Source organism: Bacillus sp. TH22, from assembly GCF_016651015.1.
In the GTDB taxonomy this organism is placed as follows: domain Bacteria; phylum Bacillota; class Bacilli; order Bacillales; family Bacillaceae_G; genus Bacillus_A; species Bacillus_A mycoides.
Window position 1 is genome coordinate 5,134,919 of record NZ_JAEKER010000001.1, and the last position, 23,284, is coordinate 5,158,202.

Genomic DNA, 23,284 nt, shown 5'->3' on the forward strand with positions numbered 1-23,284 from the left:
AGGGAAAAAAATGAGTTGGAAGCTTATTAATGGTGTACGTGAGGGTACAACTGATAATTTTGTTATTGGACCGGGTGTAATGTATAAAGGTTTTAAAAGTGTAAAAGACCTAGGTGAGATGTTAGGAGCTACTACAGGTGGCTGTAAAGTGGGGTTTACTAGAGAATACTATGATGCTGATATTGATGGTGTTTTAGGAAAACTAGTTCGCGGAAAATGGCTATTAAAAGATGAACCACATATGGAGGTTACACTTGTAGAATTTACGAAAGAAAATTTAGAGTTAGCTCTACCAGGCGTAGATGTAGATAGTACGACTGATAACGATTATAACATTGTAAAACCAACCAATGAAATTAAAGACACAAGTTATAGTGATATTGCAATAGTAGGTGTAGTTTCAGGAAGTGATATTCCGGTTATTTTTGTTATCCGAAATGCAATGGTTGTTTCTTCTGTAGAAATTGATTTAAAAGATGGTAAAGGAACTGTAGGACTTAAATGCAAATTTATTGGTCATTATAGCGAAAGTTCGCCTAATACACCCCCTTATGAAATTTATTTACCAAAGAAAAAAGCACCTAAATTACCTACAACAAGTAAATAAGTTGTAGGTTTTATTTTTAGGTCATAAAAGGAGATATTAAATATGACAACAATGCTAGAAAAAATGATGCATAATAGTACAGAAATTACAATTTCAGGTCAGAAGATGAAGATGAGACGTTTAAATGTAAAAGATGTTTGGCGTTTTACTAAGATTATTTCTAAAGTTGGTCGTCATGCAATGACTGATTTTATGGAGTTTGGGAAAGAAAAGAATGAAATCGATGAAAAAATCCAATTGGCCCAAATGAATGAAGAGCAACAAGAACAGTTAAATGAAATTGAAAAACAAAAAAAAGAAAAGGGTTTAGAGTTTGTCTTTCAATTATTGTCTATGATTCCGGAATGTGAAGATGAGTTTTCGGAATTTTTCTCTAGTCTATTACAGATTAAGCGTGAAGAATTCGATCAGTTACCACCAGAAGCCATGGTAGCAGTTATTGAAGGATTATTAGAAAGTGAAGATTTAATGTCTTTTTTCAATCAGGTCAAGGGTCTAATCAAATCTCAAAGTCTCAAATGGAACAAACAAGAAATGTAGAAAATGAATCTAATAAATACATAGAAGAAACAGAGCAAAATATGCTAAGGGCTTTTGATAAAGTCCAAAAACGGTATGGATGGACAGATGATTATGTCTTATCCATACCGTATTCTCGTTTAATGGACTTATTTTCTTTTATTAGTCAGGAAGAGCAGCAAGAAGAATTAAATGAATGGAAAAAGATGGCCTTTATCGGATTTCAAACAAGGCAATTAGAAGAAGGAACAACTTTTCATGACTATTTGCAAGCTTTTGGACTTACGGAATCTACGTCGGATGGGGAAGAAAATGAGACTATGGAAGTTTGGTCCAAAGAGGAATGTATCGACCATGCAAATAAGCTGATTGCAGAGTTTCAGTTTGAAGACGATAAGGAATAAAAAACTTCCTAGTTAGAAAGGGGGGAGTGAATGTTTACAGAAGTATTCCAGTTGTTCGGCACAATTGGAATTAAAGCAGATGAAGCTTATAAGGATTTAGCAAAGTTTGAGGAAAGTTTACAAAAGGCTTCTAAGAACATACAAGAAAAATTTCAAAAACCAGCAGAAGTACTTAATCAAATAAATGGCCAAATTCAAAAATTTGGTAGCGGGGCGACCAATGTTTTTGGGAAGATTGGTAACAAAGCGGATCAGGCATATAAAGGTGTAGAAAAGTTTGAAGAGAGAGTGCAAAAAGCCTCTAATACAATGCAAGAAAAAATCCAAAAATCAGCAGATTCTCTTGGGAATATTAGCAAGCAAATGCAAACGTTTGGTGACACTATTTCAAATAAAGTCACAAAACCGATAGAACAAGTCAATAGCAAAGCTTTACAATTTGCTAATGATTTGGAAGGCTCTCAAAAAAAACTACAGGATATGCTCGGGTTAACTGAAAAAGATGCAAAGAGTTTGGCTGGAACTATTCAACCTATCGCTCAACAAGTCGTGAAGATTTCCAATATAGTAATACCATCTTTGAAACAAACGGTTGAGTTAATAAAATCTGTTTCTAGTCTTATATCTAAGGCGAGTGAAATCATTGGTGGCCTTGTAAATATAGTTAAAACATTGATGCAAATACCAGGTGCAATTACGGCGATTATTAAAGATGCCTTAAAACTTATTAAAGTTTTTGGTGAGTTTGCACAGATATTGACTGGTCTTGGAAAATCAATGTTTTCATTAGTATTAAGCCCATGGGGCATTGCAATAATTGCAATGGTTGCTTTAGTATATGTGCTGTATAAAAATTGGGATTCAATTGTGAAATATACAAAGCAGGCAGTGCAATGGATCGGTGATATTTGTTCTAAAGCCTGGGATGCTATCGTTAAAGTTGCGAAGTCAGTATGGGATAGCTTGTCAAAGTTTTTCTCAAGTTTTTGGGAAGGAACAAAAAAGGTATTCCAATCTGCGGTATCGTTTATAGATAAAATACTTAGCGGGGCATGGAAAATAATTACTACTGTAATTACAATGTATATCAACATATGGAAAAAGACATTTGAAATTGGTTGGAATTTAATTAAAACGATATTTAATACAGTGCTAAATGTAATAAAAAGTGTTGTTAAGTTTGCTTTAGAATTTATTAAAAGCTATATTTCTACTGCTATTAAAATATGGCAAAGTATTTTTAAAACTGGCTGGGATATTATAAAAACAGTTTTTACGACGGTGCTAAACTTTTTGAAATCATTTATAAGTGGTGCATTTCAAGCAATTCGCAGCATAATTACGACTGTGATGAATGGGATAAAAACCGTCATTTCTACAGTGTGGAATGGAATAAAGGTAATTTTTACGACTGTATTAAACTTCTTAAAATCAGTTGTAAGTAGTGTGTTTCAAACAATTCATAGCATAATTACGACTGTAATGAATGGAATAAAAACGGTTGTTTCTACGATTTGGAATGTAATTAAAACAATTTTTATAACTGTTTTAGAGTCCATAAAGAATTTTGTGGTTACAGCATTTCATTTTATAAAAAACACAATTACGACTGTAATGGATATCGTAAAGTCTATTATTGTAACCGCATGGAATTTTATTAAAGATACAATAATAGGTGCTGTTCGGACATTTGTTAACTTTGTGGTCGATAACTTTAATAAGATAAAAAACACAATATTTAGTGTTGTTGGTGCTATTAAAGATTTCATAGTAAGTAACTTTGCAGCAATTAAAAAAGCTATCGTCGGAGCGTTTGACGGCATTGTTGATACAGTAAAGGATGTATTCGGTAAAGTTGGTTCTATAGTTAAGGGGATAGCAAACGACGCTGTAAGCTGGGGGAAAGATATTATTGCTGGTATTGGTAAAGGTATGACATCTATGGCTGGCTGGGTTGTTGATAAAGCTAAAGGCGTTGTAGACGGAATACCAAAAGCAGTTAAAAGTTTCTTTGGTATAAAATCTCCTTCGCGTCTAATGATGGAATACGGCGGATATATTACAGAAGGTCTTGGTGTAGGGATGGAAAAAATGATTCCGGCTGTAGACAAGGCTTCTGGATTGTTAAATAAAGCGATTGTTCCACCGAAACCGATGCAACTAGTAACGGATGTATCTACCCAAATTGGACAAATGGGGGCACATTCTGCTGATATGATTGGAAAAGCTGCACATCCATTTGCTGGGCACTCTTCTGTTGAAAAGAAAACAGATAAAGGTGTTACAATTCAAAATGCTACATTCAAAGTTGCGGTTGAAAAATTGCAAACCGCAGAGGATTTTGTGAAAATGAGAAAATTACTACAAAACGTAGTTGCTGACGATCTAATGGGAATGGCGGTGCGTAATGTATGAGTATATTAAAAACATTGCATAGAAGAGCTGGTTCATATCATCTCTTTTGGGATGCTACAGAATTAAAAAGTACAATTAAATATACTATTAATTTTTCATGGCCTGGGACATATAATTTTTCTTTTATGTCCCAAGTTCCTATTGGTTCTGATGGTATGTTACCAGATAAATACTTTATTGTTCGAGTAAATGGTATTGAAAAATTTAGAGCAAGAGGTGCTTATGCCTGGGAAGCAAGAGAAATTTTTGTTGGTGCAGGGCCACAAACAATTGAATTTACAACAATCGGTTACGGTTCTTCTGACGTAGCCTATTTGCGTGATGTTTATTATCATGCATATGGACCTATACCTACAATTGCAATGATTGAACAAACGAAAATGCCTAAATCCTTAAACGGATTAAAAAATTACAATGTTATGCATGGATATCCTCGTTACCAAAGTACTGGTAATAAAGGATGTGAAGTAGAATTTACTGCTTTATTCAATGATATCAGCCATTGGCGTGAGTTCATGGGGGAAATATATCGCCCTCATATTATTACAGGTGATTACGGTACCTATGGTGGTATAATACCGCCTAATGAAGTTGATGCAATACGTAAAGGAACGCTAGTAATAGCAAAGTGTAAATTAATATCTATGTCACAAGCAGGTATTGGAGTTGATGGAATGTGAGAGAAGGATCTATTTCTTTAATCAGAATGTTGGGGAGCTATTTCCAAGTGGGGAATAATGCTCCTAATTTAATTATTTATATGAAAAAAAGAGGATCTTCTTCTTATGTACAAATACAACATCGTGTAATGAGCCTGGAAGTGCAGGAGAACGCAGATCAGTTCGCAAGTACATTTTCTATTACCTTTGCTAATGAATATGGGAAAATGGCACCTGATAACTGGTATGGTAAGTTTTCTTCCATTCAAGAATGGTTTTACAACAGTGAAGTAACAAACACAAACCAACTATATCCGCAGACTGAATTTAAGGTTTCTATCGGTTATGGTGAAGAAGCTTTACCGTATATACATGGTTTTGTATCTGACGTAAAGGTGAATGCCGAAAGCGGCACAATATCAGTTACCTGCACAACATCTTATAAAAAGGTTCTACAAAAATCAGTAATTCCAACGCCGGGATCAGATGAAATTGTTGCACCGACTGGAAATGTGTATGATGTAGTGAAATTCTTCCTTGAAAAAGCAGGAGTTACATTACACGGAAGTAGGGTAAACATTCCTGGGACCAATGAAAGTTGGATTGTTGAAGGGGCAACTGGAAAGAGGTTTCAAAAGTGGGATGAAATTGTACGGGATATTATAGATACAACATTCCACTACATTAAACATGAACCAGATGGAAGTTGTACATTTATGAAAATGCCAGACTACGAAATTAACGAACTTGCCAAATTTAGTTTTAGAGAAGGGGAAAACCTTATCTCTTTAGATATGCAATTAACAGATCAGGATATTAGTAATAGTATTGTTATTAAATGTGGAGATTATGCTAATGGTTTTATTAATTCATTCTTACTTAAAAATGTCTCTTTAGGGGATTTGCGAGAGGAAATGATAGAAGTACCCTGGGCAACAACATTCTTTGCAAGAAGGGCAGTTGCTGCAGCTTATCATTTAAAATCGATTCAAAAATTCAGAACATTAACAGTTGCTGTGATAGGGAATCCACAAATTCAATTGTTCGATGTGGTTTCCGTCTATAATAGGGATTCTGGACAACAATGGAATTACTTTGTTAAAGGAATTAACACAATGATTTCTGCTGATGATGGATTCTATCAAACTTTAGATTTATCTGTTAACTATGGGTATGAACCTACCCCGTATACAGATATAGCAGGAATCACAGTAAATGTAGATACATTAAGATTAAAGCTTTGGGATTGGGATGTAGAGGATGGAGATTTATTAAATATTTATTGTAACAATAAATTAGTCGAAGAAAATTATTTCATTCGGAACAATCCTACATACGTTGATATTTCGCTTGAATATGGAGTAAATATCATTGTATTTGAAGCGGTTCGAAATCCTAAAGGGATTCTTACAGGCCGTTTGCAAGTACTAGATACCAAGAATAATATCTTGTTCGATTATGGTTCCTTACCAGATTTATCATTTCCTCGAGTAAATCAAGATAAAGATCACTATTATACCCAAAGGCCAGCAAAAACTTGGTCTGTTACAAGGGTAAATTAGGGGTGATTCTATGATAATGCAAAAGAACTTATATGATCCTATTATGTATTTAATGAAAGGGTTAATTGATAGGGAATTTTACAGCGGTGGAAAACCGATGCCTGGTAACGATCCAAATGATGTTTTTAAAGAGGGTATGACCGAGGGGTATACACTGGTTCGTGATGGTGCTCGGTTATCGGCAGTTGATGGAGATAAATATCTGCACTACGATTTGGTTTTTAATGGACAAGCACTGCTTGAAAAGGTCCTTATATCCCATAAGATAACGGGTAAAAAGATGGAGATGCAACTAATTTATAACGCAAACAAACAATTAGATCGAGTACAACCAAGGCTTATTAATAAAGGTAGCGGTATGTTATCTGATTTACCAATTCCCGATGTGTCGTAATGATGCATGGGGATTTTTTAATACAATAAAAAGGGTGATTACCTTTGTTTGAAACAACTTATATAGCTGGTGGTCGATTAGATGCGCCATTTTATCCAACGAAAACTTTTCCGTATATGAAAGGTTTTATAATGGATTCTAAAGCATGGACAGAAGATAAGATGGAATACGTATTACCAATTGACATGGAGTTTTATGCCATTAGTGTGAGTAGTTCTATGTATGAAATCGATGATAAATGGTCGCTTATTGTAAATGACGGTATTGTCTGTGAGGATATTTATACAAAAAAAATACCAGAAGGTATAAGTCTTATGTCCTATATGCAATTAAAGGTTGGAGATAAAATTATTTTTAAATTTCATAACCAAGGAATTAATAATAAGCAAGTATGGATTGCTTTACAGTTTTTGAAGTAATTGGAGGGAGATTATGAGTTTTGCTGTAAATTATATGGTCGGTGGCCGATTAGATGCTCCATACTTTCCAACCAAAACGATTCCTTTTATAAAAGGAAGAAGGATAGGTGTTTATGAAAATATTCATCATAATGAATTTATAGCACCAGTTGATATGGAAATGATTGCATTTTCCATTGGTGCATCAAAATATAACGATAATGACTATTGGAATTTATATATTAATAATGAAAAAATAGCAGATGAAATTTATATGAAAGATGTTCCCGAAGGGTTTAATTTTTCTGTTGTTAAACAAATTCCTGCGAAAGCAATTATCCGTTTTGAATATATAAATAAATCTTTAGAGAAAAAAGCTATTTGGCTTAATTATCAATTTTTAAAAGATTAGGAGTGAAGTAAAGTGGCGTTTATTGAAAAGGTATTTCAAGAAGGAAGTTTTTTAGATGATCTTGTAAATCTAGCAACTAGTAACGGATGGACAAAGGTTAAAAAGTTTCAAAAGGCGGGGTATCCTTCAGAATTGTTAAGGAATTCGGGTAGTAGTGACGCATTATACCGATTTGGAATTGCGGAACATACAATTATTAAAAATGCAGAAGGGACTATGTATGGATTAGTCCAAATCGCATCTTGGGATATTGCTAAAAAGGATATTTCGTATAAATTTAATACGGAAGAGGATAAAGCGGAGTTTATTAAGGATGCAAAATTAAGATATAGTAGAAATCTTGATCGTTCCTGTTTTTATGTTTATATGATTGAAAAAGAACCTGTATTTAAAGATGGGACAGCGACAGTAGTAGCATTTGATTATTTCCTAAAAATGTTAATAGATGTAGAAGTGAGTAAAACAGATGTTGTTATAAAAAATGGCTCTACAATTATAGAATATACTGATGCTAATACGGATGTTATGATGTCACCGTTTGTAAAAATTACATTACGTAACCCGAATTTAGAAGGGGTTGATGTGAAAACAAATTGGTGGCCTGATTCATTAGTTAGAGTGACTGGCCAAGTAGATAAGGATCGTGTAGTTTTATTAATTCAAGCAGATAATACACCTGCATTTGAAAATAATGTAGTTCCGGTTACACCTTTATACATGGGCAAAATTGAAAGCTATGCGAAAGATGATCAAATTGGTGACGCACTTTGGGCTGGGACAGCATTTGATACAGGTACAGAAAATAGCTCACATGCATTTGATTTTAATGATAAGAAACCATATAGAAATGTGAATGATAGCTTGCCAATTTTAAAAACGTATCCTAAATCACCAGGTAATGGTATTGATAACGTTATTATTAAGCGTTCGCGATTAGGGGCTAGATATCAAGCTCATTATATTGCTTGGAATGTTGCTCCAAATGAGATGCCGCCTGATAGAAAAGGAGTAAATGGTGGTCAATATCCACTAGCTTGGCAGTCTCATGATAATGATGAATATAAGTATCAATTTAATCCTTCGGTATATAGTGGTCGTGTTCATACATCTCGTGCTTATATTGTTCATCCAGATGAAGGTGTGCGAGGTTTCTTACCTCATATGGTTTTACTATCTCCTTTAGGATTATTGAATGGGGATAAGTTAAAAGTGCGAAAGAATACTTGTCCAGATACATTTGATATTTATCGTTTTTATAATGTTGATGCGATTTCGCCAATTACAAAAAGACCAGCGACACCATATCGTCCAGCTGGATTAGGAATTTATGAGAAGTCAATGTAAAGGGGAGAGAAAAACATGTGGTTTGATAAAGTAGCTTATTTACAAACATTACCAGTTGAATTAGAGAAAATGATTACAGAGCGAGGATGGAGTCGAAAGTTATACTTTAAAATTAGAAGTGGTATCAATAAATTTATTGATGTGCGATTATTTGAATCGTTAGGTAGCGATGGAGAATGGCGCAGATTTGGAGTGGCAAATGCTTATGATACGAGCGACTCTGATTTCACAGACGGTAGATTTATTCCTGTGGATTCTCCATTAGGAAAGCTAGGCATGGGAGATGGAGTGAAAAAGGAATTTCAAATTCCGACATTTCCTGTAGTTGAAAGTTCTTTATTAGTGTATGTAAATAGCATTTTACTAGAAAAGGATAAATATAAAGTTGATGCTAAAGCGGGGAAAGTTATTTTTAATCAAGCGATTGCAAAAGGAGATAAAATCACCTGTGAGTATCGATTAACAAATGATGCATACGAACCGAATAATGATATGATTTTCTTTACGTTTAACCAATATTTTATTGAGAAGGAAGTAAAGTTATCAGATTCTGAAAGTGATTTAGGAAACGGTACCGGTTCGAAAAAATCATTTAATTTGCCGTTTTCAAATTTTGATGAAAATCGTTTTATGGTTTATAGAAATAATCAGATGGTTGATCCGGGGGAATATACAATTTCAGATACAGCAATTGAATTTCAAACTGCCCCAAAAAGTTCCGAGAACATTAAATTTTCTGGAGTGTATTTTCTAGCACCAAAGGCAGACGGAACGTTAGATACTTTAGTAGCGAAGACGTCATTTGACGTGCAAAAAATGGAAAGTATTATGGCTGAAGTATATTCTACAGTTAATTTTGTAAATCCTTCGCCTTATACACCGATTAGTTTTACACCAGAAGCCCGTTTTACAAAAGATTGGAAACGTGATTCTGTCGTTTATATGTATGGAAATGGAAATAAAGACCGTATTGTTATGTTTATGCGTGTAGATCCAACACCAAGTCCTGTTCGGGCATTATTTGTACCATTATATATTGGAAGAATGTACACATTTGATAATGCACCGCGTAAAAACACTGTAATTATAGGTGGTTGTCGTAACGGAGATCAATATAATTATGCGCCTAATAAAAAAATAGGAAATGCAAATTTAGACTATGGAGAAAATACAGGTAATGGAAATGATTCTGTATTATTAGCTCAATCATACACAGGTGCAATGTATCAAAAACATTATTTATCATTTATTACTCACGATATGGATATTGATAGTGGACAAGGTCGATTTAATCCATCTGTCTATAGTGGGAAATATCATTTGTCACAGATTTATATCGTTCATCCTAATGATGGATATGTTGGGAAATTAGATGATGTCTATGCTGTTCACCCAAAAAATATTCAACAGGCAGATGAATTGGAAATTGAAAAGGAAGTTACAAGTGAATCTTTAGGAAAAGGAAATGGAATGAGAAAAGTTTTCCATTTAGAGCATAAACCGAAAGCAGGAACACTTAAGTTGTTCAATGCATGTACTCTAGTTCCTAATACTGACTTTATTTTAAATGAGGATGATAAAACAGTGACGTTTAAAGAAATCCCAATTAACGGGGTAGAGATTACAGCAAGTTATGAATTTGCACAATTATATCGTTATACGTTGCCGACTACCGCAGTCTCTCCGATGACACAAGCGAAAGCAACGCCATTTAATCCAATTGGTCTAGCTATTTATAAAGAAGATATTTAATCATTAATCATATAAGGGGGAATGCAGAGAGTGAGTGAGAAAATTTATTCTATTGCTTCCCCTTCTTTATGTATGAAAAAGAAGAGTCATGTTGTTTCGATTCCTTTGGGATCAACAATGAAGAAAACGTATAGTCTCTCGCTTTCTGTTTTAAATCCTTTTGTAAAAAATGCGAATAATTTTCCAGTCAGTTTGCCGCCATATTCAAGATTCAAAGCTGTTAAGGAAGAAGATGCTGGGGTATTTGCAACCAAAATAGTAAAGGGAAAAGGTATATTAACAGACCTTGTTGTAGAGGCAATAAGGCAAGTTGAGGTGACTGCTAATATTGCTAAAGTGGATATTGCAAACCTAATGCGGAGTATCAACATGGAACTGTTAAGCATACAGGATTCTAAACCGCTTAAAGAAATTCTTGCAGATGTTCATTACTATCAGAAAGCAATGCAACATGACCGAACTTTTGATATGGAACATATGGAAGGGAACAATGGAAGCAGATTAGATACAAAGTATGCAGATGTAACAGAAATGTCTAGTGCAGATCGTAAGATATATAAAGCAGGTAATATGCTCCCCATTGAGCAAGAGAGAGTAAAACAGAAATTACGAGAATTTGCAACCAATGTAGATGAAATACCGCGATGGGTACAGGTTGCACGTATTTTATATGGCGAAGGATTTTATGAAACAATATTGACTGAAAGAAGAGAAAAAGAAGTATGTAGTACTGTAGTTAGAAATGTGGATCATGTAGAGATTAGCCAAAAAGAATTACCTGTACAAGATATAAGTGATTTTGAGCTTTATAATAACATGCCAAGAGAAGTAACTACTTCTTATGAGGAATTTGATTTATTTACTGATACAGGAATTCCGGTTTATATGCCAGATTATGATTTGTTTGCTCGTAAACAAAGAGAAATACAGACTCGTAATATAAATTACAATACAGCGAATAGAAATGCCATTCAGCGAAATGGTGAAATGAATTATTTTGAATTTGTAAATAGAAAAGCACTGAAGATAGATGGAAGATTTATTAATATAGAAGATTTAGAGCGTAAAAATTTAGACCTTCAAACTAATGAATATGATGTGTCATTTGCGGACCGCATAATACAAGACATATATACGTATGGTGGCCATGTATATAATAACGCTCAAAAACTATTAATAGAATATGATTCATCTCACATAGAAATGAATGACATGAATCATATAACGCATGAATATGAAAGTAAATTCATAAGTGAATATGAGTTATTGGAAAGACAGTACCATTCTAATGAGGTAAATTTAGTAGAAACATTGATGGTATCAAGTCAGAATCATTTGTACATGGATTATAATCTTCCAGAAATGATACAGAGTGATGTGCTCACAAAAGAAGTAGAAATAAAATTAGCTGATGACGAACAAGTTAATAAGAAAACGAAACATGTATGGACTGAATATATACACCATGAGGAAATGGACCTAATACATAAACAATTATTGGGGACTATTCAAGATAACTATGAATTTGCTAGTAGACAAATCAAAAAATTGACCGGATTTTATGAGGAATTTGATCTGTTTAATAGTTTAGGAATCCCAGTTTATATGCCAGACTATGATTTATTTGCTCGTGTACAGAGAGAACTACAAGCGAAACAAATAACAGTTGATTCAGCTAAAAGAGACATACGTTCAGTATATGGTAATGTTCGTGATACGGATCTAGCAGATAGAAGAATGCAAGAGAAAGAGGGAGTCTTTTTTGATGTAGCTGCTATAGATAGAAAAGTATTACAAATGGAAGTGAATGTACCTTCTTATGAGTTTTCTAATCGAGTTATAGATGAGCAAGAAGCAATAGGTATATATGGATATGAACGTTTTAATCGAGTAAATGGACAGTATCATACTGCTCAAGCGGATATATCTTCCATGGATCGGATTCTAGATGAAATAGAAACTCCATGTACAATTGTCTATGAATTAGCAAAGCGCAACCTTCACGAGTTGTTAGTGGAGGATGATAGAGTAGCGGATTCTGTATTGTATGATCGATTGTTTATAAGTGAAGAAAGTAATGAACCAATAACAAGTGAAAGAGTTAAAGTCGATATTGTAACAGAATGTATTAGTCCTGTAGAGTTTACAAAGCAAGAACAATTGATAGCACATAATGAAGAAGGATATGACATTGTTAATAGACACGTAAAAGAACAGGATTCTCGTTACGAAGAATTTGATCTTTTTGATTTAATAGGAACTCCAGTTTACTTACCGGAGTATGATTTATTTGCAAGGATTCAAAGGGAATTACTAACGAATATTGAGACAGCTGAAATAGCAAATAGAGAAAATAATATAGAGGCAGAAATTAATACGGTTGATTCGATTGGTAATCTAGTGAAAGAAGTAGCAACTAATATAATTGATAGTAATGATATAGGACATATTGAGAAAGAGTTACAAACTAGTATTGAACAATATGAAACCGCAACGAATGATAGGAATTGGTATGCAGAAAGTATTATATTTGATCCGATGGCAAAGCAAGTGCCAGAAATAGATACGCATATAATCGCTACTGATCAACTCGAGAGAATAAGAAAAGAACGTAATACAAATGTAATTAAGGATGAAGAATTAGAACGACTTACAAAACAACTCATAATGAAAATTAAGCATTTAGATGATATGCGACATATTAATAATGAGTACGAGTCAAATATTTTTGAAACAGCGGAATGGCAAAGAAAGTCAGATAATAAAGCATCAATACATGAATATGATGTAAGTGAATCTGGAAGAGAACTAGCTAGTGAAGAAATCCGTACAACTTTAACGAATAAGTACAATACTTTTAATACTACTATTGGTGACATAGAACAATCCAGCCGAACAGTAGACAGTGAAAGTATACTTGTTGAAAGTGATACTTTTGTATTAGAAAAAGAAAAAGAAATAGAAGCATCGTATGAAGAGTTTGATCTATTCGAAGGATTAGGGATTCCAGTTTATTTACCAGATTATGATTTGTTTGCAAGGATCCAAAGAGAATTACAAACAAATATAGATACGTATGAAATAATGAATAAAGAAAATGAAACAAGAGCAGAAATTAGTTCATTCTATCAGTTTGGCAATGTCTTGCAAGAAGTTGATGCGACTGTTGCAACGATAGATAATGTAAAAGTCGTAAAAGAATTAGCTGCAAAAATGATTGATAAAGAGAATTTTAAGATCATTGACAGAGAGTTACAGATTAGTATTGAACAATATGAAACTGCAATGAATGATCGAAACTGGTATGTAAAGAATATTACATCTGCCCCAATGGAAAAGCTTATGAAAGAGGCAGAGGCAAATATAGTAGTCACGGATCAATTTCATAAAGATATAAGAGAATTTAATACAAATGTAGTGAAGAATGAAGAAGTAGAACGTACAGTACGAAATATAATGATGAATATTTTAGAATTGAAGGATATGCATCGGAAGTCAATTGAAGAGGCTTCAAATATTCATGAGCTATATGAATGGGAAAGAAAATCAACTCATAAAGCATCCATAAATACATACGGTATGTTTGAAAATGTAAGAGAATTATCTAGTATAGAGATCCAATCAACTCCAGTGAATAGAAGAAATCTTGTTCATACGAATATAGATGAAATAGAACAATTTAATCGCATTGTAGACGACGAAAGTATACTTGTTGAAAACGATACGTTTAAATTAGAAAATATCTATCAGGCAGAAGAGCCGGTTGAATTTGAGGAAAGCGATATATTAATCGAAGAAGAACCAAAAATATGGTTAAAACATAGCCGGGAATCTTGGTGGAATAATTGGAATTGGAAGAAAACGAGATAATAAAGTAGAGTGCTAGATTAGCTTTTATTTAAGTATATGATATCGAATATTTGTATTTTCATGAAATTATGTAATTTCTAAAATTGAACTGCTGAGCTGTTGTAAAAGTAAAAGCTTAAGCAGTTCAATTGTATTATAAATGTCTTTTAATAAGTAAATTAGTTCCTTTCTGTTATGCATGAAATATTTAAATTTATTGATCCATCAAGCTGTTAGTACAAATAGTTAGGGCATAGTAATTGCTACTGATGGAGCAATTGAAATTATTTTAAGATAAAAATGGAGAGGTGATATGATGGTGAGAGTATTAACTCAGCCCGAAACAGGGTGGCAGCGTATTGATGATAGCGATAGGAATATTATCTTTGAAGGAGAAAATTGGCTTAGTGGATATTCTAAATATTCTGATGATTATTCGAAAACATTCCACTATAAAGAGTCTAGTCACCCATCAAACCTAGTATATATTAAATTTTCTTTCGTAGGTACTAAACTTCGCATTATTGGACTTGCCAATAATGGTGGTTATGATAGCTATGCAACAATCACTATTGATGGTAATCCTGAGAGATTAGATTACTATGCATGGGAGGGGAAAAGGCAAGCTGTTATATATGAGAAAATAAATCTTAATAAAGGGCCGCATACAGTAACGATTCGAGGTATATACTTAAATCTTGATGCAATTGATATCGATTCTGATGGTTATGTATTTACACCAAAAAAAGTAGGGGAGATATTAGATAAACCTGATCCTGGTTGGAATCGTTTCGATGATGCTGATTCATTAATTAAGTATGGTGATGGTGCTTGGAATAGAGTAACTGATGATAGGTACTATAATAGTACAGTGGTATATTCCGTTACCAAATCAGTTGTAGAATTTTCTTTTAAGGGTACAGGTGTCAGACTTGTTTCTAAAAGTGTTAATCTAGGTTATGGTCCTGTAGATGTAACGATCGACGGTGTCAAAGAATCGTACAATCCAGTACTAGGTTCAGATAACTGGAAAGTTCTACTTTACAATAAAGAGGGTCTAAAAAATGAAGTTCATTCAGTTAAACTTGAGGGTCCTGAAGGAATTATAATGGATGCTATTGACATTCTTGATGGAGAATTAGTGAAAACTGCTAAAGTAGGTGACATTCTGCTTCAACCTGAAGATGGTTGGAAACGAATTGATGATACTGATGTTAATATTAAGTATTCAGGTAATTGGACGTTAATAGACAATCTTCCTGAATACCACAATTCTACCGCTCGATTTAAGCATGCAAAGCAAAGTTCGATTGACAATAGTGCTATGTCTGTAACATTCAAGTTTAAAGGAACTAAACTTCGAGTTATCGGTGTTTCTAATAACACTTACGATAGAGAAGCTCAAATAATTATTGATGGTAAACCTGAAACAATTAGCTTTTATGCTGATAGAGATGTTTCACCGGCTAGAGTACTATTATTTGATAAGCAAGGTTTAACTGATGAAATTCATACTGTTGAGTTAAAGGGTGTATTCATGCACCTAGATGCAATTGATATTGATGAAAATGGATCAATGGTACCACCTGCTAAAGTAGGGGATGTTTTACTCCAACCGGAAAGTAGATGGACTCGATTCGATGATAGACATTCATTGATTAAATATGGTTCAGGTACATGGGAGCTAGCAACGGATTCTAGGTACTACGATTCAACAAATACATTTTCTAGATTTAGTTGTGACATAGAATTTAGCTTTAAAGGAACTGGTTTGCGAATTGTTTCTAAAATGATTACTACTACTTCTGGTTATGGTCCTGTAGATGTATTAATAGATGGGGTTACTGAGAAATACAGTATTACAGGTTCTTCAGACCAATGGCAAACACTTCTATATGAGAAACAAGGATTACCAGACGCAGTGCACTCGGTTAAGCTAGTAGCACCTAACGGTATCATAATGGATGCTATTGACGTTCTAGGTGGAGAATTAGTGAAACCACCTGCTAAAGTAGGGGACCAGTTATCTCAACCTGAAAGTGGTTGGAAACGTATTGACGATACGGACAATTCTTTTAAATATGTTGGTGACTGGTGGAAGTCAGGTATTTCTACTCCTGAATGGTTTAACAATACATTCCACTATGTTGATGGAGGTTCAGGGGAAGTACGATACCAATTTTCGGGAACCAAACTTAGAGTTATCGGTTGTGTACACGAGGCTCAGCATCGAAGTAACGATATTAAGATTATAATCGATGGTAAAGAGGAAACTTACAGTGAGCAAGCTAGTAAAGTTGGCTATCAAACATTGGTTTATGAGAAACTTGGTTTAGCAGAAGGTGTTCACAATGTGGTTATTAAATCTGGAACTAATTCGCCTTTTCCGTTAACTTTTGATGCTATCGATATTGATCAAGCAGGATCAGTTGGAAAATTACCTGCTAAAGTAGGAGACATTCTATTACAACCTGAACCAGGATGGACTCGTGTAGATGATACAAATCCGCTAATTCATTACAGAGGTGATTACTGGTCTTTAGCTAAGGACGGAGGGTATGAAGGCGGATACAATAAAACGGCAACCTTTAGAGTTCCAGACTACTCGAACAGGACATTAGGGACAGTAGAGTTCTCTTTCAAAGGTACTGGTCTTCGTGTCATTTCAGCAACCTACTCCGAAAGTTCTTGGGAGGATGTTTCCATTGAAATTGACGGTGTGACTGAGAAATATAAGGTTAACACTACAACTGACCGGGCCAAGACTCAGTATCAGGTTATATTATACGAGAAAAACTTACCCGACGGCGTTCATACAGTGAAACTCACAGGTACGTTAATGACAGTAGACGCTTTTGATATAAAAGGCGGTGATTTAGTAGAAACTTCTACTAACCTTCGTGATATATTATTTGAGCCTCAACCTGGATGGAAACGAATTGACGATACAGATAGTAATATTGAATACAATGGTGTATGGGCAACAAGCGATGCTGATGGTAGATGCTACAAGAACACTATTCATTATAAACATTCAACTTCAAACACACCAGCTGATGCTAACCCGGTTTCGATAAAGTTTAACTTTACAGGAACGAAACTTAGAATTATCGGAATTGGAGTATCCTTATATGACCCTGACGCTAAGATTTTAATCGATGGAGTAGAAGAAACTATCAACTTCTTTAGACCTTCAGGCTTAGCTGCTGTCTACAAGTCGTTAATATACGAGAAGTTAGGTTTATCAAATAAATTGCATACGGTTGAAATAAAAGGTAAATATATAAATCTCGATGCTATTGACATTGATGAATCTGGTTCAATTGGAAGTAAGCCATCAGTTAAGATCGGGGACCAACTAAAAAAGCCAGAGGCAGGTTGGAAACGCCTTGATGGAACCGACTCGTTACTTAAATATCAAGGTACTTGGGAAAAAGGTTCACATTCTTCTTGGTATAACGGTACTTGCCATTATGTAGCAGATAAGGACTCTACCGGTGCAGTTGAATTCGATTTTTATGGAACTCGGCTTAGAATTATTACTTGCTTCGATGTTGCATCATATCGTACAGATGACATATCAATTACAATTGATGGCGTGACAGAAAAGTATAGCGAGATAGCATCTGCTAAGGTATATCAAGGTCTTGCATATGAGAAGTTAGGCTTAACTAAAGGGAAGTATAGAGTTAGAATTCAGTGTGGAACTAAAGGCACTTATCGACTTAATATTGATGCAATTGACATTGATGCAGATGGTTATATTGAAAAACCACCTATAACAGTTGGAGATTTCTTAGCTACACCAGAAGACGGTTGGAAACGTTTCACGAAGGAGAATATGTATTTCGATTATACTGGTGGCATGGATTACCAAAATCAAACACCACCAATCAAGTACTCGTTTGATAAAATTCAATTTAGATTCTTCGGTACAAAACTTAGATTGATTTATTCGTCTAACTTAGGCTCCAATGAAGAACAACTTGGTCACGTATTAATTGACGGAGTGAAGTATCCTGTTAATATGTTCCCTGTATCCGGACCAGCTAAAATTGCTTGTGAAGTACTTAACCTAGATGAAGGATACCACGTGGTAACAGTCAATGGTGGAACTCATGAAGGTTGGAACCCTCAATTTATTGGTGTTGATATCGACGCTACTGGACACATTGATAGACTACCTGTAAGTATCGGTGATATTTCAAATTATCCGAATTACGGATGGAAACGTTATGATGACAACTCCACATACATTCAATATGATGCTAACTGGAGTAAAAACGTAGCCTATAACGGTGCTTATGGCGGAAAAAGTACTTGTGCTAAAAAGGGTAAAAATGCAAGTATGGTATTCAGGTTTAAAGGTACTAAGTTACGACTCATTATTGGTTGTGCTACTAATCAATATTATTCAGATAGAATCAGAGTAAAAATAGATGACTTACCGGAAGAGTATTTTGACGCTATTGCAACACAAGATACAAACCAAGTCTTGAAATATGAGAAACTCGGTTTAGAAGATATTGAGCACGATGTAACGGTAACAGTTATTACAACTCAACCCGGTGCTTTAGAATATGACTTCCGAATGGATGCTATTGATATTGATGACACTGGTAGTCTTGTTTCACGACCTGGTGCAGGTACTGTTCTTACAGAGCCTGAAAAAGGTTGGAGACGTATTGATGATACTGATCCATTAATTCGTTATATCGGTAACTGGAAACTAACCACGGGTAATGATAAGCACTACAACAAGACAACTCATTACAATCTCGACAAGAAACTTGACACGAGTTTCGAATTTGAGTTTGTAGGTACTAAACTTAGAGTTCTAGCTTATGGCGACAGTGGTTACGATGCAACTTCTAAAGTGCTTATTGATGGTAAAGAAGAAACTATGGTTTACAATAGTCCTTCAGGTAACCAAGTCATACGTTACGAGAAAATAGGTTTAGACCGTGGCAAGCATACTGTAAAAGTGATTGGTAAAGCTATGTCGTTAGATTCCATTGACATTGATGCTGACGGATACTTACTTACTAGATTAGGTGACAAGTTAGTTGAGCCGGAACCTGGTTGGGTACGTTTCGATGATACTCATAAAAATATTGAATACAACGGTTTCTGGAAAACAACTGAAGCTGATGTTAGTTGCTACAATAATACTCATCATTGGAAGAGTAAAGAAGACAATAACGATAGCACCATATCAGCTAGATTTGTATTCAAGGGTACTAAGTTCCGATTAATTAGTATGACAAGTCCATCTTATCCGGAAGACATTGAATTGAAAATCGATGGTCAAAAGGAGATCCTTAAACTTTCAGGGGAAGGTATGCAATATCAAACGTTTGCATATGAAAAGAAAAACCTTGAAGATATGATTCACGTTATTGAGTTGTCAGGGAAATACATCAGTATCGATGCTATTGACTTAGAAGAAGGTGCAACACTATTAAAGCTACCCGATGAGAAATTAAAACCATATCAAATAAGAAGTGGTTTAATCTTTAAGGATGATTTTGATACGTTCGATTCCAGATGGATTGCATCTCCTGTCGGTAGCTATTCTTTAATTGATCGAAAAGGATATTTTAGAATGCTACACAATGTTTCGCGTGACACATTATTACTTGCAGATCTTCCAAATGAGAAAGAATTTGCATTTGAAGTATCTGCTGATTATACGCCAACCCATGAAGATGACAAAGGCGGTATTATCGTTTGGAAAAACGGTGAGGAGAATATCGAGTTCTTAGAAACAGAAGATGGTACTCGAGAAACAACTGAATTGAAGTGGATGGCGTGCAAAGATAATGAAGATTGGACGTTTTTTTCTGATTATGGCGAAGGTTTTAATTTTTACGACTCAGATAGAATGAACTGTAGTAAGTTTGGTGTTGTATTAAAAAAAGGATCGAATTCAAAATTTGTAAATCTTGATATTGATTCCATTATTGCTACAAGAGGAAGAAAGTTAACCATTGCTAATATAGCGCCGAATATAAGTGTGCAGATGGAAGATGAATTTGGGGGAATTATTTTCAATGGAAATACAGGGTATAACACTGGTATTCAAATTACTCTCCCGTCACTAGAATTTACAGGTAAAGTTATTTTGACAAATGTAGAAGGTAAAGAATTAGGTGTTATTAAGACTACATTTTATGGTGGAGATGTATATGGATTCGGATCTAATTTAGAAATTAAATTTTCAGGTGAGGAGCTTTCAACATTAGCACAAACTCGATTGCCAGATATGATATCAGGGAAATCAGAAATTATGCTAGAACTTGTGAATCCTTCAGTTGCACGAGCGAATAATGTGAATTTAAGTATTGCTCAATATGAAGATAAATTTGGATGGTCATGGGCGGATCTTGCGTTAGACAGTAATGGTAAACCAGGTCAATATCAAGATAGTATCAAGATTCCTTATGTAGATCCGGAAAATACAATGAAGTTTTGGTTAAAAGTAACAAAGGGAACAGATTATGTTGGGCTTGCTCCATTACAATTTCAAATACATCTTGAACATGAGTAGTTGGAGGTGAAGAGATGGGAACATCAATGGTCGTAAATCGATATTACAAGCAAGAAGAACAAACAGAAAATATTTTTCCAAAGCTTATCGAAAAAAAAGTAAAGGTTGAGATTAATAGTAATGAAAAGAAGTATATACCTATTGAACTAGGTATAAACAAGTATGAACTTAGGACAATCTTTATTGAAAATACAGCAAATAATGATTATGAGTGTACAATTTTTGATAAACAAAAAGATGGGCAAATTCAGTACAGCAGTATTAAAGAAAAAAGAACATACGATATAATCAATATTCCTTGTGACGATAAAGATCAAACAAATTCTTGTCACCTGTTTATTGAAAATTTTAGTAATGTTCCTTCGTTGTATACTGTGGTATTAAAAGTAACGACGTTAGTATAAAGTAAGTTTTATATATACAAGTAGTTTTGGGTTATCAATAGAAACAGTGAGGAGGATAATTTATGACAAAAGCTATTTTTACAAAAGGAACTTGCAAGAAATCTGAATTGTTTGAAATGTTAATTAATATTATGAAAAATGCAGGTTGGATATACCATAACGAAGATACACCAACTTCATATCCCGTTTTGTACACAAACGGTAAAAATGGTAACAGGCATTTTGCTATTAATTTATGTTGGGAGGATGGCTATGTATCTGCTGCAGATATTCGAAAGACAACATATGCAGATGGAGTTTTTAGATTAGGCTGTGTTACAAAAGATCCTGCAAACAATTCTATAGGTTTCCGTAGTGGAGACCAATGGGATACATTAGCATTCTTTCCAGGGCGGAGATATGATACGTGGCAAAATGGAAGTAACTACAATCGTGCAGGTTACGAGTTAAACTGGGATATTGATTATTATTACTATGCAGATAAGGATTGTGTTATCTTTGTTATTTTACCATTTAAATATACAGGAAAAGAAAATACTATTATGTACTTTGGCTTTCCTGAACAGTCGTTTGTGGAGGAAGCTCAACGAAACTACACTAAACCATTTTCAGGTGGAATTTATGCTAATAGTGGTCATGCTTCGGGACAACGATTGGTTCTAAGCGTATCCGGGTTGTAGACAACCCGAAAAATCTACCAGAATTAGCTACTTTAACAAGCCAACCACATTCTGTAAACAGTTTAATACCTCAAATGTCACCAAACCTAGATAATAAGTTTTGTTTAAGTGAAATATTTATTAGTTATGGTAACAATATCGGAATGCGTGCACGGCTAGGGAGAGTATACGCATTACCGCCGGGGGGGATGCTTGATGGTGATATTATTCAAATTACGATTAATAGCGAAGTTCAAAGATATCGCTATACAACACTGGGAGCGGCTGATCAGACCTATACATCGTTCCCTACACAAGCAGTAGCAATTCGAGTAGAATGAGGTGATATAAAATGGAAGCTATTTTTACGAAGGGTTCAACGACAAAATCCGGGTTATTTGATACGTTTATTAATATAATGAAGGACGTAGGTTGGAAAGTTATGAATGAAGGCATTAAGGTGTCGGCTGACGGTAGTGTAGTACTTCACTCAAAAGGTAGTTTAGGAAATACCCCTATGTATATTGAATTTATTCCATATGAAGGTACTAACGTATTTGATAATACCAGCTATGATATAAGAAGAGGTAACTATGGATCAAACTGTTTATATCGATACTTTACAAACTGGGATGACGAGAAGAAAACGGGGGTAGGTGGTTCTAGCTATCAAAGATTTAATTTCTTCAATGGTAGATATCCTTCCACTTCCTCGTCTGGATATATCTCTATGCGTTCTGATATTAAAGTAGATTACTACTACTATTGTGATTTGGATCGAGTAATATTTGTAACCGTACCTGACAATAATGATTTTACTACGTATAAGCCAGGGGGATCAAGTTATCAGGCATGGGGGTATGTTATTCAACCTCATATTAACTTTTTTGGAATACCAGAAGAGTCTTACTTGGAAGAGAGGAATGAACCAAGTTACTCATTTGTTATTCATGCTGCGTCATCAACTTCTTATTACAACGTTGATTCAAAATGGGGGGCAGACAATTATCCGTATATTATAATGGATAAACCTGCAAATGTTATTACTAATAATAGTCCATATTATGCAAGGTTCGACTATATGGGGATAAGTCCAGGACCCGAAGGTATGATGTATCTTACGGACTTTTATTTAAATATACCAACGGAAGGATTAAGAGGTAAATTAGGATTTATAAAGATGTGTCCTTCTAATGGTAAAATAGCAAATGGTGATATTATTGAGGTGACCACTGAGAATAATATAGAACGTTATTTATATATAGTCCATCCTTCTGGATATTTTGGTAGTGACTCTAATTATAAATATACAGGTTCATTTTTTGGTAATAACATAGCAATTAGAATAGGGTAGGG

17 protein-coding genes are annotated in these 23,284 nt (G+C 34.4%); all 17 read left to right on the forward strand.

Annotated features, from left to right (window positions below; genetic code table 11):
- The first annotated feature begins 10 nt into the window (after positions 1 to 10).
- The 17 genes from JFU18_RS26200 to JFU18_RS26275 all read left to right on the forward strand — a co-directional run bounded on the left by JFU18_RS26200 (position 11) and on the right by JFU18_RS26275 (position 23,282).
- Positions 11 to 607, forward strand: coding sequence for a hypothetical protein (locus JFU18_RS26200; RefSeq protein ID WP_000118567.1), 597 nt, complete (start codon positions 11 to 13; stop codon positions 605 to 607).
- Positions 608 to 649: 42 nt separating this feature from the next.
- A complete protein-coding gene (locus JFU18_RS26205) occupies positions 650 to 1,147 on the forward strand; it encodes a hypothetical protein (RefSeq protein WP_000210326.1) in 498 nt (165 codons plus the stop codon).
- Complete coding sequence (locus tag JFU18_RS26210) at positions 1,126 to 1,530, forward strand: hypothetical protein (RefSeq protein WP_201034157.1); 405 nt, start codon at positions 1,126 to 1,128, stop codon at positions 1,528 to 1,530. The genes JFU18_RS26205 and JFU18_RS26210 overlap by 22 nt, the downstream gene beginning before the upstream one ends.
- Positions 1,531 to 1,560: 30 nt before the next feature.
- Positions 1,561 to 3,945: a phage tail protein gene (locus JFU18_RS26215; protein ID WP_201050371.1), complete on the forward strand. Its 2,385-nt coding sequence runs from the start codon at positions 1,561 to 1,563 to the stop codon at positions 3,943 to 3,945.
- On the forward strand, positions 3,942 to 4,625 hold the full coding sequence (locus tag JFU18_RS26220; RefSeq protein ID WP_201034155.1) for a hypothetical protein: 684 nt from the start codon (positions 3,942 to 3,944) through the stop codon (positions 4,623 to 4,625). The genes JFU18_RS26215 and JFU18_RS26220 overlap by 4 nt, the downstream gene beginning before the upstream one ends.
- A complete protein-coding gene (locus JFU18_RS26225) occupies positions 4,622 to 6,166 on the forward strand; it encodes a hypothetical protein (RefSeq protein WP_201034154.1) in 1,545 nt (514 codons plus the stop codon). The genes JFU18_RS26220 and JFU18_RS26225 overlap by 4 nt, the downstream gene beginning before the upstream one ends.
- Before the next feature lie 10 nt (positions 6,167 to 6,176).
- A complete protein-coding gene (locus tag JFU18_RS26230) occupies positions 6,177 to 6,560 on the forward strand; it encodes a hypothetical protein (RefSeq protein ID WP_085311997.1) in 384 nt (127 codons plus the stop codon).
- A 44-nt stretch (positions 6,561 to 6,604) separates the two neighbouring features.
- Positions 6,605 to 6,979, forward strand: coding sequence for a Low copy number virion structural protein (locus JFU18_RS26235; protein WP_201031496.1), 375 nt, complete (start codon positions 6,605 to 6,607; stop codon positions 6,977 to 6,979).
- Positions 6,980 to 6,992: 13 nt separating this feature from the next.
- Entirely contained in the window at positions 6,993 to 7,370 is a 378-nt protein-coding gene (locus JFU18_RS26240; RefSeq protein ID WP_201034153.1) for a Low copy number virion structural protein, read from the forward strand.
- Between the two features lie 12 nt (positions 7,371 to 7,382).
- Complete coding sequence (locus tag JFU18_RS26245; RefSeq protein ID WP_201031495.1) at positions 7,383 to 8,714, forward strand: hypothetical protein; 1,332 nt, start codon at positions 7,383 to 7,385, stop codon at positions 8,712 to 8,714.
- Between the two features lie 15 nt (positions 8,715 to 8,729).
- On the forward strand, positions 8,730 to 10,466 hold the full coding sequence (locus JFU18_RS26250) for a hypothetical protein (RefSeq protein WP_201034152.1): 1,737 nt from the start codon (positions 8,730 to 8,732) through the stop codon (positions 10,464 to 10,466).
- 21 nt (positions 10,467 to 10,487) lie between these two features.
- Positions 10,488 to 14,336 carry a hypothetical protein gene (locus tag JFU18_RS26255; protein ID WP_207192164.1) on the forward strand — a complete coding sequence of 1,283 codons (3,849 nt, stop codon included), beginning with the start codon at positions 10,488 to 10,490 and terminating at the stop codon, positions 14,334 to 14,336.
- 292 nt (positions 14,337 to 14,628) lie between these two features.
- The gene (locus tag JFU18_RS26260; RefSeq protein WP_201050372.1) at positions 14,629 to 20,865 is read left to right on the forward strand and encodes a hypothetical protein; all 6,237 of its coding nucleotides are present in this window, start codon (positions 14,629 to 14,631) and stop codon (positions 20,863 to 20,865) included.
- Positions 20,866 to 20,879: 14 nt separating this feature from the next.
- Complete coding sequence (locus tag JFU18_RS26265) at positions 20,880 to 21,269, forward strand: hypothetical protein (RefSeq protein WP_201034149.1); 390 nt, start codon at positions 20,880 to 20,882, stop codon at positions 21,267 to 21,269.
- A 62-nt stretch (positions 21,270 to 21,331) separates the two neighbouring features.
- Positions 21,332 to 21,949, forward strand: a complete 618-nt coding sequence (locus JFU18_RS26270) for a hypothetical protein (protein WP_242488457.1) — start codon at positions 21,332 to 21,334, stop codon at positions 21,947 to 21,949.
- A 188-nt stretch (positions 21,950 to 22,137) separates the two neighbouring features.
- Positions 22,138 to 22,269: a hypothetical protein gene (locus JFU18_RS30245; RefSeq protein ID WP_274606771.1), complete on the forward strand. Its 132-nt coding sequence runs from the start codon at positions 22,138 to 22,140 to the stop codon at positions 22,267 to 22,269.
- Between the two features lie 11 nt (positions 22,270 to 22,280).
- Positions 22,281 to 23,282: a hypothetical protein gene (locus JFU18_RS26275; protein WP_201034147.1), complete on the forward strand. Its 1,002-nt coding sequence runs from the start codon at positions 22,281 to 22,283 to the stop codon at positions 23,280 to 23,282.
- Positions 23,283 to 23,284 lie beyond the last annotated feature (2 nt).

Coding starts and splice junctions, on each gene's coding strand:
- JFU18_RS26200 (WP_000118567.1), top strand. CDS start 11: ATGAGTTGGAAGCTTATTAATGGTGTACGTGAGGGTACAACTGATAAT.
- JFU18_RS26205 (WP_000210326.1), top strand. CDS start 650: ATGACAACAATGCTAGAAAAAATGATGCATAATAGTACAGAAATTACA.
- JFU18_RS26210 (WP_201034157.1), top strand. CDS start 1,126: ATGGAACAAACAAGAAATGTAGAAAATGAATCTAATAAATACATAGAA.
- JFU18_RS26215 (WP_201050371.1), top strand. CDS start 1,561: ATGTTTACAGAAGTATTCCAGTTGTTCGGCACAATTGGAATTAAAGCA.
- JFU18_RS26220 (WP_201034155.1), top strand. CDS start 3,942: ATGAGTATATTAAAAACATTGCATAGAAGAGCTGGTTCATATCATCTC.
- JFU18_RS26230 (WP_085311997.1), top strand. CDS start 6,177: ATGATAATGCAAAAGAACTTATATGATCCTATTATGTATTTAATGAAA.
- JFU18_RS26240 (WP_201034153.1), top strand. CDS start 6,993: ATGAGTTTTGCTGTAAATTATATGGTCGGTGGCCGATTAGATGCTCCA.
- JFU18_RS26250 (WP_201034152.1), top strand. CDS start 8,730: ATGTGGTTTGATAAAGTAGCTTATTTACAAACATTACCAGTTGAATTA.
- JFU18_RS26255 (WP_207192164.1), top strand. CDS start 10,488: ATGCAGAGAGTGAGTGAGAAAATTTATTCTATTGCTTCCCCTTCTTTA.
- JFU18_RS26260 (WP_201050372.1), top strand. CDS start 14,629: ATGATGGTGAGAGTATTAACTCAGCCCGAAACAGGGTGGCAGCGTATT.
- JFU18_RS26265 (WP_201034149.1), top strand. CDS start 20,880: ATGGGAACATCAATGGTCGTAAATCGATATTACAAGCAAGAAGAACAA.
- JFU18_RS26270 (WP_242488457.1), top strand. CDS start 21,332: ATGACAAAAGCTATTTTTACAAAAGGAACTTGCAAGAAATCTGAATTG.
- JFU18_RS30245 (WP_274606771.1), top strand. CDS start 22,138: ATGCTTGATGGTGATATTATTCAAATTACGATTAATAGCGAAGTTCAA.
- JFU18_RS26275 (WP_201034147.1), top strand. CDS start 22,281: ATGGAAGCTATTTTTACGAAGGGTTCAACGACAAAATCCGGGTTATTT.